Annotated in this window: 15 protein-coding genes; 12 read left to right on the top strand and 3 right to left on the bottom strand. The window is 29.7% G+C overall.

The annotated features are described in order from the left end of the window. The first annotated feature begins 8 nt into the window (after positions 1 to 8). Genes B8978_RS02050 through B8978_RS02030 form a run of 6 tightly spaced genes read left to right on the top strand, consistent with a single transcriptional unit; the run spans position 9 to position 3659 of the window. The gene (locus B8978_RS02050) at positions 9 to 671 is read left to right on the top strand and encodes a flagellar brake protein (protein ID WP_084113616.1); all 663 of its coding nucleotides are present in this window, start codon (positions 9 to 11) and stop codon (positions 669 to 671) included. 13 nt (positions 672 to 684) lie between these two features. Beyond that, on the top strand, positions 685 to 1410 hold the full coding sequence (locus tag B8978_RS02045; protein WP_084113615.1) for a FliA/WhiG family RNA polymerase sigma factor: 726 nt from the start codon (positions 685 to 687) through the stop codon (positions 1408 to 1410). 17 nt (positions 1411 to 1427) lie between these two features. Then, complete coding sequence (locus B8978_RS02040) at positions 1428 to 1913, top strand: DUF6115 domain-containing protein (RefSeq protein WP_084113614.1); 486 nt, start codon at positions 1428 to 1430, stop codon at positions 1911 to 1913. A 35-nt stretch (positions 1914 to 1948) separates the two neighbouring features. Beyond that, positions 1949 to 2113 carry a hypothetical protein gene (locus B8978_RS19680; protein WP_176212587.1) on the top strand — a complete coding sequence of 55 codons (165 nt, stop codon included), beginning with the start codon at positions 1949 to 1951 and terminating at the stop codon, positions 2111 to 2113. Then, the gene (locus tag B8978_RS02035; RefSeq protein ID WP_084113613.1) at positions 2110 to 2889 is read left to right on the top strand and encodes a flagellar hook-basal body complex protein; all 780 of its coding nucleotides are present in this window, start codon (positions 2110 to 2112) and stop codon (positions 2887 to 2889) included. Before B8978_RS19680 ends, B8978_RS02035 begins: the two co-directional genes overlap by 4 nt. Before the next feature lie 8 nt (positions 2890 to 2897). Beyond that, positions 2898 to 3659, top strand: a complete 762-nt coding sequence (locus B8978_RS02030) for a flagellar hook-basal body complex protein (protein WP_084113612.1) — start codon at positions 2898 to 2900, stop codon at positions 3657 to 3659. Between the two features lie 49 nt (positions 3660 to 3708). On the opposite strand, the gene B8978_RS02025 is transcribed toward B8978_RS02030, so the two are convergent. After that, positions 3709 to 5355, bottom strand: a complete 1647-nt coding sequence (locus B8978_RS02025) for a putative manganese-dependent inorganic diphosphatase (RefSeq protein WP_084113611.1) — start codon at positions 5353 to 5355, stop codon at positions 3709 to 3711. Between the two features lie 352 nt (positions 5356 to 5707). Here B8978_RS02025 and B8978_RS02020 point away from each other — a divergent pair, with 352 nt between their 5' ends. After that, positions 5708 to 8245, top strand: a complete 2538-nt coding sequence (locus tag B8978_RS02020; protein WP_084113610.1) for a cation-translocating P-type ATPase — start codon at positions 5708 to 5710, stop codon at positions 8243 to 8245. Between the two features lie 89 nt (positions 8246 to 8334). Here B8978_RS02020 and B8978_RS02015 read toward each other — a convergent pair whose 3' ends face one another. Further along, positions 8335 to 8742: a hypothetical protein gene (locus B8978_RS02015; RefSeq protein WP_084113609.1), complete on the bottom strand. Its 408-nt coding sequence runs from the start codon at positions 8740 to 8742 to the stop codon at positions 8335 to 8337. A gap of 206 nt (positions 8743 to 8948) precedes the next feature. Between B8978_RS02015 and deoC the strand changes: the two genes are divergently transcribed. Together deoC and B8978_RS02005 are read left to right on the top strand one after the other, a co-directional pair. Next, the gene (gene deoC / locus B8978_RS02010) at positions 8949 to 9608 is read left to right on the top strand and encodes a deoxyribose-phosphate aldolase (protein ID WP_084113608.1); all 660 of its coding nucleotides are present in this window, start codon (positions 8949 to 8951) and stop codon (positions 9606 to 9608) included. A gap of 537 nt (positions 9609 to 10145) precedes the next feature. After that, entirely contained in the window at positions 10146 to 12500 is a 2355-nt protein-coding gene (locus B8978_RS02005; RefSeq protein ID WP_084113607.1) for an AAA family ATPase, read from the top strand. A gap of 134 nt (positions 12501 to 12634) precedes the next feature. On the opposite strand, the gene ychF is transcribed toward B8978_RS02005, so the two are convergent. Beyond that, positions 12635 to 13732, bottom strand: coding sequence for a redox-regulated ATPase YchF (gene ychF, locus B8978_RS02000; RefSeq protein WP_084113606.1), 1098 nt, complete (start codon positions 13730 to 13732; stop codon positions 12635 to 12637). A 291-nt stretch (positions 13733 to 14023) separates the two neighbouring features. On the opposite strand from ychF, the gene mraZ reads away from it, so the two are divergent. The 3 genes from mraZ to B8978_RS01985 are packed head-to-tail and all read left to right on the top strand — an operon-like array spanning position 14024 to position 15890. Further along, positions 14024 to 14452, top strand: coding sequence for a division/cell wall cluster transcriptional repressor MraZ (gene mraZ, locus B8978_RS01995; protein ID WP_084113605.1), 429 nt, complete (start codon positions 14024 to 14026; stop codon positions 14450 to 14452). Positions 14453 to 14462: 10 nt separating this feature from the next. Further along, positions 14463 to 15395 (top strand): 16S rRNA (cytosine(1402)-N(4))-methyltransferase RsmH, encoded by a 933-nt coding sequence (gene rsmH, locus B8978_RS01990; RefSeq protein ID WP_084113604.1) that lies wholly within the window; start codon positions 14463 to 14465, stop codon positions 15393 to 15395. A gap of 12 nt (positions 15396 to 15407) precedes the next feature. Next, entirely contained in the window at positions 15408 to 15890 is a 483-nt protein-coding gene (locus B8978_RS01985; protein ID WP_084113603.1) for a hypothetical protein, read from the top strand. Positions 15891 to 15993: the final 103 nt, after the last annotated feature.

The raw sequence follows: 15993 nt of genomic DNA, 5'->3' as shown, positions 1-15993 counted from the left end.
ATCAAATAATGAAGAACAATAATGTAGAAATCAATATCAATACAAAATGTGAAGTCCTTATTAAAGGAAAATCCTATAAGAGTAACATACAAGATATTTATGAAAAAGATATAGCCATAAGTATACCAGTTTTTAAAAATAATTACGCTAATTTACTTAAAGATGAAGAGGTAGAAGTTATATACTATGATGAAAAAAATGTATATGGGTTTCAATCTAAAGTCACTGGTAGGAAAAATGATGGTATATCTATGATACTTATTGAAAAACCTGATAAAATAAAAAAGGTTCAAAGAAGAAGGTTTTTTAGGATGGATTTATCCATGGAAGTAGAATATAAAAAAATTGAAGATAATTTAAGCGATAATCAAATAAATGCAATTATTGAGGAAAATAAGGACTTTAGTATATGTACAATGGTTGATTTAAGTGGTGGCGGCATAAGGATAAGAACTAAAGACGATATTGATGAAAATCAATTGTATATAATAAAAATACCATTAAAAGATGAGGTTATCTATGTTACATGTTATTGTGTTAGAGTAATTAGAGATAGTATAGCCAAATCTAATGTATGTGGATTTTCGTTTTATGATATTGAGGATTCTAAGAGAGATAGAATCATATCGTATTTGTTTCAATTAATGAGGGAACTTAGGAAAAAGGAATAGGGGAGGTCTAATCATGGTTAGTCTTGGAAGTTTTGATACTAAAGAAGAGATAATAAAAAAATATATTCCACTTGTTAAATATATTGCATCGAGAGTTATAATTGGGAAAGGAAAATACATAGAATATGAAGACTTGGTGAGTTATGGAATGGTTGGACTGATGGATGCTTTTAATAAATTTGATGTTAGTAAAGGAATGAAATTTTCCACTTATGCATCTATAAGAATTAAGGGATCAATGATTGATGAACTTAGAAAAAACAGCCCTATTTCTAAAGGTGCAATGGACAAACTTACAAAATATAATCAAGCAATAGAAATATTACAAAAAAAATTACTTAGAGAGCCAACAGATTTCGAAATAGCAAATGAGCTTGGAATTACAATAGGAGATATTAGCCAAGTTGAAAATTATATAAATTATATTTCCGTGGTATCATTAGAAACTTTGATTTTTTCAGATGATGATGATATGCCGTTAATAGGAACAATAAAAGATGAAGATAGTCCAAGTCCTGAAATGGCTTTAGAAGAAAAAGAAGAAGTAGAGTATCTAACTAAAGCGCTGGATTTGTTAAAAGAAAAAGATAAAACCGTTTTGTCATTATATTATTATGAAAATTTTACATTGAAGGAAATAGGACATGTTTTAGGTGTTTCAGAATCAAGGGTATGCCAATTGCATACTAGAGCTATTGTACATTTAAGAAGTGCTATGCAGAAATTAAAATATGAATAGTGTGAGGTTTTGATAATATGATAACATTTTTGTTAGTATTAATAGGATTTTTACTTATAATAATTAATTTCAAAACTATAAAAAACGAAAAAAACACCTTTAAAGGAACATTTGATGATGTTTCAAGTAATTTAAAAGATTATGATATAGAGATTGGGAAACTAAGAAAAGAATTTGGAGAAACTATATTTGAACTTCAGCAAGAGATTCAAGATTTAAAGGGTAATATAGATAATGGAAAAATTAAAATATATAAAGAAAGCGATATCGATAACGAATATATAAATAGTGACATTGAAGACAATGAAGAAAAAGTTGAAATTGAACAGAAAACATACATACAAAATAGTGATGAATACAAACTAAATCCACAAGAAAATAATGTTAAAATAAATGAAATAAAAGAGATGATGGATAAAGGGTTATCTATAGATAGTATATCTGAAAAATTAGGAATGGGTAAGGGGGAGATACTATTAATAGAAAAATTATATCACAAATAAAAAATTGTATAATCTTAATTTGTGATAGGAAGATTATGCTTGGAATTGGAATTGGAATTTTAATTGCAACTTGTTTTATGGTTACTGAAAAAACCATTGTAAGTCTTAGTAAAAGTCAAATTGAAACCAGAGCTTATAATTATGGAATGAGATATCCAGAGGATATGAAAGTAATAAATAGTAAGGATGTGGGCAAATGATACGAGGTTTATACACAGCAATTTCAGGAATGATAACTCAACAGTCAAAAGAAGATGTAATTACAAACAATATGGCTAATGCCGATACTAATGGTTTCAAAGGAGATAATCTTGTAATAGGTAGCTTTAAGAATGTTTTAATTGCAAACAGTTCTGATATTGAAAATGGACGACATGTACGTAATACTATTGGAACATTAAGTTTAGGTAGTCAGATAGATGCTTCAGATACTGATTTTACTCAAGGAACAATAGTTAATTCTGATAGTGATAAGGATTTTGCTATAGATGGTAGAGGTTTTTTTACAGTAAGTCAAGATAATGGGACAGGAACTCAAAATTATTACACAAGAGATGGTCATTTTCATGTTAACATGCAAGGGTATTTAATGGATGAAAGTGGTGACTATGTTATGGGTAAAAATGTGAACACTGGTAATGAAGAAAAAATTAATATTGGTAATGGAAAATTAACAAGTGATCAGTACGGAAACTTGAGTGTTGATGGAAAACCAGCATATTCACTTTCTATGGTTGATTTTAATGATTATAAATCACTCAAAAAAGTTGGCGATAACTTATATTCAGGAACTAATCCTATTCGAAATGTAAATGCTACAGTTCAGCAAGGTGCTTTGGAAAAATCAAATATAAGCACGGTTAATGAAATGGTAAATATGATGACTACTATGAGAAATTTTGAAAGCAGTCAAAAAGTGGTTTCTGCAATGGATGAAACTTTAGGGCAAGCCGCAAATGATGTTGGAAAGGTGTGATTTAAAGAATGGATAGATTAATGTGGGCTGCACGTACTGCGATGAACGCACAGCAAGAAAAGTTAGATATAATATCAAATAACATATCTAATATGGATACAGCCGGTTACAAAAGCCAGGATGTTGGCTTTAGAGATTTAGTTTATGAAACAATGAATAGAAATGGAATTCCTGTTACTGATAATAAAAGCAGAACTGTAGATCCACAAAATGGAACAGGTATTAGAAATTCAGAAGTAACAAGAGATACAACATCTGGAGGGTTGGTTCAGACAGGTTTAAAAACTAACTTAGCACTTCAAGGAAATGGATATTTTAAGGTTATTCGTCCAGATGGAAGTAATGCATATGTTAGAAGTGGCGATTTTGTGGAGGATGGTTCAGGAAGACTTGTAGATAATAATGGAGATAGGTTGGAAGTTATAGGACAAGATAATAAGTTTATCAATGGAAATTTTGCCGTGGATACACAGGGAAATGTTACTGTAAATGGAAGTAATGTTGGTAAAATTAACGTATATGATACTATTGGTGAAGATTCTTTAGTCTCTGTTGGAAATAATTTATATGTACCTAAGGCTGGAGCAACTATGTTTGTAACAAATGGTGCTACAATAAATCAAGGATATTCAGAAGGTTCTAATGTAGATATGTCAGAACAAATGACGGATATGATAGAAGCGCAAAGGTCTTACCAAATGAGCGCAAAAAGTTTAACTAATGCTGATCAAATGGCTGGAATTGTTAATCAGCTATTTAAAGGGAATTAATCAATAAAATAAAAAACTTCCAAAAGCTATATAACTTTTGGAAGTTTTTTTAATTATTTGATGCTTCAATAACACTTGTAATAGGTGGAATGACCTGTTTCTTTCTTGAAAGTAATCCAGGTGCGTAAGCACTATCATCTTTAAGAGTTATATTAAATGCCTTTGATACAATCTCTTTATTAGGACCAGTAGCAAATAACTGAGAACCACCTTTTAATATATCAGTTAGAAGTAATAAAAGAAAATTGAAACCTTCATCCTTTACTTTCTTATTCATATAATCCATCATTGATGGTTTCATAGGATCAAATCCATCTATATCCATTGTAGTTACCTGTGAAACTCCAATTTTATAATTTGAAAGTGAGAATATCTTATAGTCTTGATTAAATATTTCACTTACAGTTTTGCCTTCAAGAGAAGTTCCAGCCTTAAACATTTTAGCTGCAAACTCTTCTGGCTCAACACCTGTAATTTCACTTAATCTTTTTAATACTTCTCTATCTTTAGGTGTAGTAGTAGGGGACCTAAACATCAAAGTATCTGAGATTATAGCACCAGTTAAAACTCCTGCAGCTTTTTTAGAAGGGCGAATGCCATTCTCAAAAAATATTGAGGCAACTATTGTGCTTGAACTACCAACTGGCTGATTTCTAAAATAAATTGGAGATCCAGTTTGAATGTCAGCAATTCTATGATGATCAATTATTTCTAATATTTCTGCATCTTCAAGACCATCTACTGATTGGGCTCTTTCATTATGATCAACTAATATAACTTTTTTCTTTATTTGAGAAATCAAATGGAAACGAGATACAGCACCTACAACTTTATTATTACTATCAACTACTGGATAACTTCTATATCTTGTTTTTAACATAACATCCTTTATGTCTTCAACGTAATCATTAAGTGTAAACTTTACTATGTCAGAAGAAACCATAACATAACTAATGGGGATACTTTGAACAATTAGTCTTGAAGCTGTGAAAGAATCATATGGAGTCGAAATTATAGAACAACCAGCTTTTTTAGCTGCTTCTACTATTTCATCACTTACTGGGTGATTTCCAGAAACAATCATTAGTGAAACCTTAGAATTAATAATCATTTCTTGAGTATCTTTTCTATCACCACATATAACAACATCACCTTGTTCTATGTGATCTTCAGCACTACTTGGTAACATTGCAGCTATAACAATCTTGCCAGGAAAACTAGGATCAGCTTCATGTAGAAATATTGATTTTGCAGAAAGAGTGTCTAGGATATTTTCTATTTTAGTATTTGATTTTGCTAAAATTTTATTATCCCAAATATCCATATAAGTTGATGTTAAGTTTGATACTGAAACAACACCTTTTAATTTTCCATTATCATCAACTACGGATAATGTTTTAACATTATTTTTTTTCATAATTGACCAAGCCATTTTTAATGAAATTTCAGGTTGTACAGGTGAAATTTTATCATATTCTAAATCTGACACCTGAGGTTTCATTGTTGTTAATAGTGTAGGTTTTTCTACTTCAAAATAGTCTAATATAAATTGTGTTTCACGACTTAATTCACCTTGTCTTAGAGCTAAGACAGGTGTTTCTCCAGTCTTATTTTTAAATTCAGCATATGCAATAGCAGCACATATTGAATCCGAATCGGGATTCTTATGTCCTGTCACATAAATTACGTCTTTCATAAAAAAGTCCTCCTTTTAGATCAAAAAATCAAGCACCACATATTATATATGTCATGTTTTAGTACAATTTGTCTTACTATATTTTATAATCTATATTTCCAAAAGTAAAGTGAAAGGTTAAAAAATCTTTCATAATGTTTACATATATAAACATATATTAGTTATAAATTAAGATTTTTATAATAGGAAGGATAAAAGATTGCAAAGCAGTGGTGAAGGGTTTTAACGATTGCTTCGCTTTTTCACCGTGAAGCATAGGTGAAAACCCTTCACCTATGCCTTGCAATATATCACTATTATGAAAATCAAACTAAGTATTAACGTTATCTAAGTATTTATGCGGGGTGAAAAAATGATTAATGAAAATGAAATTTATAATGGACTTAGTACTGCAGAGGCAAATAAACTATTAAAAACACATGGGTTAAACATACTAAAGCAAAATAAAAAAGCCACACCTGTGAAGATATTCATAGCTCAATTTAATGATTTTATTATATGGGTATTGATTGCAGCAACTATAATATCCGGCTTTATGGGTGAAAAGGCAGATGCCATCACCATAATAATAATTATTATTATGAACGCAATTATGGGATTTGTACAGGAGTATAAAACGGAAAAATCTCTAGAGGCTCTAAAAAAGATGGCATCACCTACAACGAAAGTAATAAGAAATGGTAATGTTCAAGTAATAAATGCAGAACTTTTAGTACCAGGAGATTTAATTGTAATAGAGAGTGGTGATAGAGTACCGGCAGATGCTATAATTGTAACATCTTCTAATTTATCCCTTGATGAGTCAATTTTAACAGGTGAATCGTTAGGGGTTAGCAAAAGTTCCAGTAATAGAAATAATAGTGTTTTTATGGGAACAATAGTTCTTAGGGGAAAAGGAGAAGCAAGAGTAGTCGAAACAGGAATGCATACAGAAATGGGCAAGATAGCAAATCTTTTGCAAAATATAGAACAGGAGAGATCACCATTAAAGGATAAATTATCTTCACTAGGAAAGGTATTGGTAGTCCTTTGTGTTATGATATGTATTGTAGTTACGGCGCTTGGAATAATAAGGGGACAAGATAAATATCAGATGTTTTTATTAGGACTAAGTCTTGCAGTTGCTGCTATTCCAGAAGGATTACCAGCTATTGTAACTGTAGCACTTGCACTAGGTGTATCAAGAATGCTTAAAAGAAACGCTCTTGTTAGAAGACTTCCAGCAGTTGAAACACTTGGCTGTACATCTGTAATATGTAGTGATAAAACAGGAACTCTTACTAAAAACATTATGACAGTAAAATCAATATATTATAACGATAAAATTTATAATGAAAATAGATTTAAAGACGAGAAATTATATCTATTAAAAAGAGCATTTGTATTTTGTAATGATTGTGAAGTGAATTACAGAGAAAAAAATATAGGAAAAAGTCTTGTAGGTGAACCAACTGAAACAGCTCTTATAAAAGCTTTTTTTACCAATAGTTATGACATAAAGACATTTTTAGATAGTGCTAAAAGAATTAGTGACATTCCATTCGACTCAAATAGAAAAATGATGTCAGTAATAGTAAATGAGCACGGGAGAAAAATTTCATATGTAAAAGGAGCACCAGAGAGAATAATTGATAGATGTAAATATATCAGTATTGACGGAGAAAAAAAAGCATTTACAGAAAACTATAAAAAAAGGGTACAATCTGTACTTAATGATATGTCAAGCAAAGCCTTAAGATGTATTGCTGCTGCGTATAAGGACAGTGGAATTATAAATGGAAATCAAGAAAGAGATCTTATATTTTTGGGTTTTGCAGGAATGATAGATCCTCCAAGAGATGAGGTTAAGGGAGCAGTATTAAGATGTAAAGAGGCTGGTATAAAGGCAGTAATGATAACTGGTGACCATAAAAACACAGCTTATGCTATAGGAAAAGAATTAGGTATATGTAGTGATCTGTCGGAAGTTATAACTGGTGAGGAACTAGATAAATTAGACGACAATAAACTTTCATCAATAATAAATAAAATAAAGATATTTGCAAGAGTTTCTCCAGAACATAAACTTAGAATAGTTGGAGCATTTAAAAGAAAAAATAAAATTGTGGCAATGACTGGTGATGGAGTAAACGATGCTCCAGCAGTGAAAAATGCAGACATAGGAATATCTATGGGAATATCAGGTACAGATGTAACAAAGGAAGCCAGTTCAATGATACTTCTAGATGATAATTTTACAACAATTGTGGCAGCTGTTGAAGAGGGTAGAGTTATATACAATAATATAAGGAAATTTATCAGATATCTTTTATCGTGTAACCTTGGAGAAGTACTTACTATGTTTTTATCTTCTCTATTGTATTTGCAAACACCATTATTACCTATTCAAATATTACTTGTAAATTTAGCCACCGACGGTCTTCCTGCAATTGCCTTAGGTGTAGATCCAAAAGATGAGGATGTTATGTACGAAATGCCAAGGGATAAAAATGAAAGTATTTTTGCAAGAGGATTAAAAGAAAAGATAATAATAAGAGGTAGTTTAATTGGAATATGTACAGTACTTTCGTTTCTAGTAGGAGAAGTTTTAAATATGCCTTTAAGGACATGTAGGACAATAGCCCTTGGGACTTTAATAATGTCACAACTTATTCATGTATTTGAATGTAGGTCTGAAAAAAAATCTATTTTTCAAATTAAGTTATTTACCAATATGTCTTTAGTTATGGCAGTAACTGTATCAATAGTTATGTTAATTTGTGTGATTTATGTTCCATTTCTACAAATTGTTTTTCATACAGATGCTTTAAATTTGTTTCAATGGGGAATAGTAATATTTTTTTCAGCCTTTATATCAACTATAAATAGTGTATATTTATATTTTAAATAAATTTAGAATTTAAAGATTATGACTCAAAGTAGCCTAAAACTAATAAAAAACTTCCTTACCAGCATAAATGGCTGTAAGGAAGTTTAATTTTATCTGTATTTTCTAATTTGTTTAACTGGCTTGGTTGGATTACCATCAACTTGAACTAAATCTTTTTTGGTAGTCATATTTCGTATGTTTAATATATCTATAGATTCACCATTTCCCTTACCTTTTTTAGCCTTTAAACCTTGAACCAGTAATAGGTTACCTTGGTTTATAGTCATAAAAGTTACTTTCTTAAACCATCTGCTTTTTTTGTATTCGCACTTTACAACATTTTTACTTCTATCTGGTTTTATAATAAGGGTAACTAATAATTTATGAAAAATCCATAAAATTGATTTCTCCTCAATTTTAACTGAAACAACATTTCCTTGAAGTTGTGTAATTCTATCACCGTTTTTGTCCATATAAGACTTTGCATAATAATTTTGAAGTTTATCTTTAAAACCCATGTAAATAGCTCCTTTTCAGTTGAATTTATGTAAGTTAATGTTTATATATATTTATATGTATTGCTAATTGTAGCTACATTATATCATACTATATATGGTTTTTAAATATATACATGACAAAGGCGCGTGAAAAAATGTAATTTTACTTGTAAGATTTAAATTTATATTATAGAATACATATGATATAAGAGTATAGGAGGAATAATATGAAAAAACAAGAATTAGCAAAATTAATTGATCATACTATATTAAAACCAGAAGCAACAAGGGAACAAATTGTAAAGCTTTGCAAAGAAGCTATAGAAAATGGTTTTGCTTCAGTTTGCATAAATCCATCTAATGTTAAAATTTGTGCAGAACTTCTTAAAAAAAGTGAAGTAAAGGTATGCACGGTAATCGGATTCCCTTTAGGAGCCAATATAACAAAAATAAAATCATTAGAAACAGAAGAAGCAATAAAAGATGGAGCAGAAGAAGTTGATATGGTTATAAATGTTGGAAAACTTAAAGATAAAGATTTTCAATATGTAGAAGATGATATCAGAGCAGTAGTGGAAAAGGCAAAAGGAAAAGCTATTACAAAAGTAATTTTAGAGACTTGTCTTTTAACAAAAGAAGAAATAGCAAAGGCTTCTGAATTAGCAGTAAAGGCTGGTTCAGATTTTGTTAAGACCTCAACAGGTTTTTCTTCAGCTGGTGCAAAAGTTGAAGACATAAAAATCATGAGAAAATGTGTTGGAGATAAACTTGGGGTTAAAGCCTCAGGTGGAATAAGAACTTATGAAGATTGTATAGCAATGATAGAAGCAGGGGCAAGCAGAATAGGGGCTTCGGCATCAATTTCAATATGTGAAAAAGCAGAATAAAGGAAGATTTATATCCTAAATAATACTTATACGCTAAATACCACGACCTTCGGTCAAAAAATGAGGGACAAAATATACTTTAAATTATAAACAGAGTTCTTGGTTTCAGGTGGAGTGTTTAGGCCATAGGGCATCCATCTGAAACTTAGAAATAGTTATTTATAGCTTTTTCCAACGGAAAACCCATCGCCTTTGACTAGCAAAGTGCCTGTCAAACCCTTCACCCGTACTCCGCAATTTCCCATAAGTACGTATTCCTTTTGCTAAAAGCAAATTCTCTCACCGTTAACGGTATTACCGTTAATTCTTCCATCTTGCCGCCAAGGATTTCTTTCACCTTTTTACTCACGTAGTAGAATAAATTTCTTTAGTCTTTACTTAAATCTATCTATGTATTAATTATTTTTAATGTTGTACTTTGGTAATGGTAAATTGTAGGATTTAATTTAAAACATAGTTTAAATAATAAGATAGAGTGTAGCTAAAACATTTTCTAAGAATATTAATATATTAGAAGATGGTTTAGGGAGGTTAAAAATGGTAAATGAACTAATGCCTGAAGATATTGAATTCAAAGTTGATTTAAGTGGTGAATATATTGTAAATGATGATTACTGCCCTCAATATGAGGAGATATATGATAAAATAAATGAAATTATGTCAATTAATAAACCAGGATTTAATCTTTATATCATAGATGATTTCACAAAGAATAATTTAAATAAAATAGTTGGATTTATAGAAAAAAATATAAAAAGAAAATCAAGTGCAGAAGATATTTGTTATGTAAATGGAGAGCAGGAAAGAGTACCAAGATGTATTAAAACGGAAAGTGGATATGGAATTCTTTTAAAATCAGCTATAAAGAAAATAAAGGAGTCATACATTAACCTTATATATGAATTTTACAATAATTTAAATGAAAATTTATTAGATACTATAGGTAGTGAAATTGAGATAAAAAAAAATAAGTGTATAGATACATTAATTAAAAATGCGCATGAGGCGGGCTTTGATATAAAACAAGAAGATGGAGGTTTTATATTTATACCAATATATAAGGACAAAACAATTACAGAAGATGAATATGACAAACTAAATATAGAGGAAAAAGAGAAGTTATTAGAGGAGCTAAGAAAGCTAAAAGTTATTGAGAGTAAAGTTATAAGAGAAATTAAAGAAATAGAGAAACAAGGTACTAATAAAATTAAGAGAATTTTAAAGAAAGTTTTTGATGTGTCAATGGAAAATCAAAAAAGAGAGTTTATATTAAAATTTAAGGATAATGATAAAATAATAGAATTCTTAAAATCTACATTTTTTGATATAGAGAAAAATGTAGTTGATGCTTGCACTGGTGATTTTGAAGAGGATGAAAAAAAGTTCATTGAAATATTTTCAAAATATAATGTAAATGTAATTGTAGATAATAGTAAAAAAAATTTTCCGGTAGTTTTTGAGGATGATCCAAGTATAGGAAATCTTTTAGGAAGTATAGGGTTTAAGAATGCTGAGGGAAATTATGTAACAGACATTAGACTTATTAAAGCAGGCTCCTTGCTAAGGGCAAATAATGGATGCTTAATAATAAGAATAGATAGTTTATTATTATATCCTAGTTCTTTTTATTATTTAAAAAAATTTCTATTGAATAGAAGAGTTGATTTTAGTTTTGATAAGGTGTATTTTGAATTGCTATCAGAAAACAAATTAAAACCGGAACCTATAGATATAGAAGAAAATGTAATACTTATAGGTGATGAAGAAATTTACAGCAGGCTTTTTTATTATGATAAAGATTTTAGAAATATGTTTAGTACAACAGCAGAAGCAAAATTATCATTAAAAATTGATAGCAATATTAAAGCGTTTCTTTTTAATTATATAGAAAATTATATGAGTGATAAAGGTATAAAAATATTATCACAAGATGCTATAAGTGAATTAATTAAGGTATTATGTAGAATGGCTGAAAGCAGAGAAAAAATTTTGTTTAGAGAAGAAGAATTAAACAGGATATTACTAATAGCTAATGAATACGCTAAAAAAGATAATAAATATGAGATAGATGATGATTGTATTATAAAAGCAGCCTATAAACAATCAACAATGGAAAAAGAAATGTTAGAATTGTATGATAAAAGAAAAATTTTCATACAAACTGAAAATAGAACCATTGGACAAATTAATGGGTTATCAGTTGTAGATGTTGGATATGAAAGTTTTGGAAAACCAGTTAGAATAAGCTGTAGTTGTTTTAAAGGTAATGGAGATATTATCGATGTTCAAAAGATAAACGATTTAAGTGGGCGTATTCATTCTAAGTCAGTAAGCATATTAAAGGGATATCTGAATAATATCCTAGAAGAGTATAATGGATTAAGTGTTGATTTTAATATTTGTTTTGAACAAACTTACGGAAAAGTTGATGGAGATAGTGCATCAGCAGCTGAAGTTTTAAGTATGTTATCAGCAATAAGTAAAACACCTATAAAACAAAATTTAGCAATTACGGGGTCTCTAGATCAGTTTGGGAATATACAACCTATTGGTGGTGTAAATGAAAAAATAGAAGGTTTCTTTAACGTGTGTAAGGTTATGGGTGGATGTGAAGGAAAAGGCGTTGTAGTGCCTTCTACTAATGTTGACAATATAGTGGTTAGTAGAGAAGTTGAAGAAGCAGTAAAAGTAAAAAAATTTCATATATTTTCAGTAGAAACCGTAAGTGATGCTGCAAACATTATGATGGGAGACAATAATTTAGATTGGGAAAAAATAATAGAATCCTGTAAAGAAGAGTTAAATAAATTCATGAATGGTTTGGATTTTGCTTCAACTAAAAAAAACGTTAAAAAAACAAAACATAGAAAACAAAAAGAAGGTGACAAATAAATTCTCATTTTCCATGATTGCTTAATTATATGGAATAAAAAAACAGTAGTTAAAGCTTGCGTTTAGCTAGATAAAATCTTTAACTACTTGTTTTGAAATCTCTTTATATTATGGATAAACTCAACTAATTAGCATTAAACATTAAACCTAAAGTTTACAACATCTCCATCTTTCATCTCGTAGTCTTTACCTTCAAGTCTAAAAAGTCCTTTTTCTTTTGCAGCAGCTTCAGAACCACATTTCACCAAATCATCAAAAGAAACAATTTCAGCACGTATAAAACCACGTTCTATATCACTATGGATTTTACCGGCAGCTTTAGGAGCCTTTGTTCCATTCTTTATAGTCCAAGCTCTTACTTCATCTGTACCAGCTGTTAAAAAACTCATAAGTCCAAGTAATTTGTAGCTAGAATGTATTAATTTATCAAGACCTGATTCAGTAAGTCCATACTCAGATAACATTTCATTTTGCTCTTCTTCGCTTAAAGTTGCTAACTGTTCTTCAAGACTTGCACAGACAGTTATTACTTCAGAATTTTCAGAAGCAGCTAAAGCTTTTACTTTTTTTACGAAGTCATTATCAGCATTTCCAGAAAGAAGATCATCTTCAGATATATTTGCAGCATAAAGAACTGGCTTTGAAGTAATAAAGAATAAATCTTTAACAAGTTCTGATTCTTCATCTGTAAATTCGAGAGTTCTTACGGGTTTACCACTTTCTAAATGGGCTTTTATTTTCTCCATTATTTCCATTTCAGCCTTAGCTTTTTTATCACCAGAACGAGATAATTTTATAGATTTTTCCATTCTTCTTTCAAGAATCTCTAAATCAGAAAAAATAAGTTCTAAACTAATAGTCTCAATATCTCTTATTGGGTCCACAGAACCATCAACATGAACTATATTATCATCATTAAAACATCTAACAACATGAATGATTGATGAGGATTCTCTAATATGTGATAAAAATTTGTTTCCAAGTCCTTCACCTTTACTAGCTCCTTTTACAAGTCCAGCTATATCGTAAAACTCAATGCTAGCATGTATTTTACGTTTTGGGTTATATATTTTTTCTAAAACATCAAGTCTTTTATCAGGAACATCCACTACACCTACATTTGGTTCAATTGTGCAGAAGGGATAATTAGCTGATTCAGCACCTGCTTTTGTAATTGCATTAAACAATGTACTTTTGCCTACATTTGGTAGACCTACAATACCTAATCTCATTTATGTACATTCCTTTCTCGTATATAGTTAGACATATTCAAATTTTTCATATGTCCTATAATAATTCTTTCTAATTATACATTACAATAAGGTGTATTTCAATCTGTCCTAACTGAAGATTAAAGATTTTATCATGTATATGCGATAAAAACATTAGAAATTTGCAATTTATTTTTTAATTATATAAAAAAGTTCATAAAAAAGAAGGATTTTATAAATATTTATAGAATAAGTAGAACAAAGTGGTTTAAAGTGGAGTAGTATGGAGTGAAATTCCAAGAGGTGAATAAGATGTTCATAGGAGAATATCAACATGGTATAGATAACAAAAATAGAATTATAGTTCCATCAAAGTTTAGAGAAGCACTTGGAGATGTTTTTATTTTGACCAAGGGTTTAGATGGATGTCTTTATGCTTATACCATAGATGAATGGAAAACTCTTGAGGAAAAACTGAAAAAATTGCCACTTACAAACAGAGATGCTAGGGCATTTGTGAGATTTTTCTTTTCTGGTGCAAATGAGGTAAATGTTGACAAACAAGGCAGAGCATTGATACCTCAAAATTTGTTAGAATATGCTTCTATTGAAAAGGATATAGTAAGTATAGGCGTATCTACAAGAATTGAAATTTGGAGCAAGGAAAAATGGAATCAATATAATGAATCTGATATAAATATGGACGAAATAGCAGAAAAAATGAATGAACTTTTAATTTAGAGGTGAAGAAATGGAATTTAAGCATGTATCGGTTTTACTAAATGAATGTTTGGAAAACTTGAATATAAAAGAAGATGGCATATACGTGGATTGTACTCTAGGCGGTGCAGGACATTCAAGTGAAATATTAAAGAGACTTAATAAAAAAGGAAGATTGATTGGCATAGATCAAGATATGGATGCAATCAATGCAGCAAAGAGTAGATTAAAGGACTATGAAAATGTCACTTATGTACATAATAATTTTTATAACATAGATAGTATTCTTAATGAACTTGAAATTGAAAAAGTTGATGGAATACTTATGGACTTAGGAGTATCAAGTTATCAGTTAGATCAAGGGGACAGAGGTTTTAGTTACATGCATGATGCACCACTTGATATGAGGATGAACAGAGATAGCAGTAAATCCGCTTATGAAGTTGTTAATAATTATGAAGAAGCTAAAATATATGAAATCATAAGAAACTATGGAGAAGAAAAATTTTCAAAACGAATAGCAGCTTTTATTGTAGAGAAAAGAGAAGATAAACCAATAGAAACTACTTTTGAATTGGTAGAGGTTATAAAAGCAGCAATTCCAGCAAGATTTAGAAGGGATGGACCTCATCCTGCAAAAAGGACTTTTCAAGCCATTCGTATAGAAGTAAATAACGAACTTGGTATTTTGGAGAAAACTATTGAAGATGGAATAAGAAGACTAAAAAAACAGGGGAGAATGGATATAATTACATTTCACTCCTTAGAGGACAGAATAGTAAAAACTAAATTTAAAAAATTGCAAGATCCATGTGAATGTCCAAAAGAATTCCCTATTTGTATATGTGGGAAGACGCCAGAAATAAAGATAATAACTAAAAAACCTATTGAAGCATCAAACGATGAACTAGAAATTAATCCAAGAAGCAGAAGTGCTAAACTTAGGGTTGCAGAAAAATTATAAGGGGTGAAACAATTGGTAGTTACTGAGAAAAAATACATAAATAATGGGAATAACGCATTAAATCCAAAAAGAAAACCTTTTAGAGAAGAAAATAATGAATTTGGAAGAAAAGATAACGAAGAATTAAGAAAATCAAAACAAATTAAATTAAGAAAACAAGCCATGGTAATGGCCTGTATAGGACTTATATTTATTTTAGGCTTTTCTGTTGTGTATAGGTATTCGGTAATTTATACTATGCAAATAAAACTTCAAGCAGCAAACACAAATGTAGACAACATCGGTAAGGACAATGAAAATTTACGTTTGCAATTAGTTCAATATAATAGGCTTGGAGACTTACAAGACAAAGCGTCAAAACTAAATATGGTAGCACCACAAAAAAATAATGCTGTATCATTAAATTATGATAAACAGACGTTGAAGTTAAAAAGTAGTGGCGATGTTAAAGATAAAAAAAATATTTTTACTAAGCTTTTAGGACTTATAAAGTAAAACTTGGACTAAGCTGTAGTTATAGAACAGATAAAAAAATAAATTAGTAATATTATCCTAAGATACTTAATATTTATTAGTGTTAACCTTATTATGGGAGGTA

It is taken from the genome of Clostridium acidisoli DSM 12555 (assembly GCF_900176305.1).
Taxonomy (GTDB): Bacteria; Bacillota; Clostridia; order Clostridiales; family Clostridiaceae; genus Clostridium_I; species Clostridium_I acidisoli.
The sequence above is the reverse complement of the archived record's forward strand: the minus strand, read 5'-3'. Positions and strand labels throughout refer to the sequence as shown.

Bases quoted from the DNA above. Each gene is read 5' to 3' on its own strand.
- B8978_RS02050 (WP_084113616.1), top strand. From the start codon at position 9: ATGAAGAACAATAATGTAGAAATCAATATCAATACAAAATGTGAAGTC.
- B8978_RS02045 (WP_084113615.1), top strand. From the start codon at position 685: ATGGTTAGTCTTGGAAGTTTTGATACTAAAGAAGAGATAATAAAAAAA.
- B8978_RS02040 (WP_084113614.1), top strand. From the start codon at position 1,428: ATGATAACATTTTTGTTAGTATTAATAGGATTTTTACTTATAATAATT.
- B8978_RS19680 (WP_176212587.1), top strand. From the start codon at position 1,949: ATGCTTGGAATTGGAATTGGAATTTTAATTGCAACTTGTTTTATGGTT.
- B8978_RS02035 (WP_084113613.1), top strand. From the start codon at position 2,110: ATGATACGAGGTTTATACACAGCAATTTCAGGAATGATAACTCAACAG.
- B8978_RS02030 (WP_084113612.1), top strand. From the start codon at position 2,898: ATGGATAGATTAATGTGGGCTGCACGTACTGCGATGAACGCACAGCAA.
- B8978_RS02025 (WP_084113611.1), bottom strand. From the start codon at position 5,355: ATGAAAGACGTAATTTATGTGACAGGACATAAGAATCCCGATTCGGAT.
- B8978_RS02020 (WP_084113610.1), top strand. From the start codon at position 5,708: ATGATTAATGAAAATGAAATTTATAATGGACTTAGTACTGCAGAGGCA.
- B8978_RS02015 (WP_084113609.1), bottom strand. From the start codon at position 8,742: ATGGGTTTTAAAGATAAACTTCAAAATTATTATGCAAAGTCTTATATG.
- deoC (WP_084113608.1), top strand. From the start codon at position 8,949: ATGAAAAAACAAGAATTAGCAAAATTAATTGATCATACTATATTAAAA.
- B8978_RS02005 (WP_084113607.1), top strand. From the start codon at position 10,146: ATGGTAAATGAACTAATGCCTGAAGATATTGAATTCAAAGTTGATTTA.
- ychF (WP_084113606.1), bottom strand. From the start codon at position 13,732: ATGAGATTAGGTATTGTAGGTCTACCAAATGTAGGCAAAAGTACATTG.
- mraZ (WP_084113605.1), top strand. From the start codon at position 14,024: ATGTTCATAGGAGAATATCAACATGGTATAGATAACAAAAATAGAATT.
- rsmH (WP_084113604.1), top strand. From the start codon at position 14,463: ATGGAATTTAAGCATGTATCGGTTTTACTAAATGAATGTTTGGAAAAC.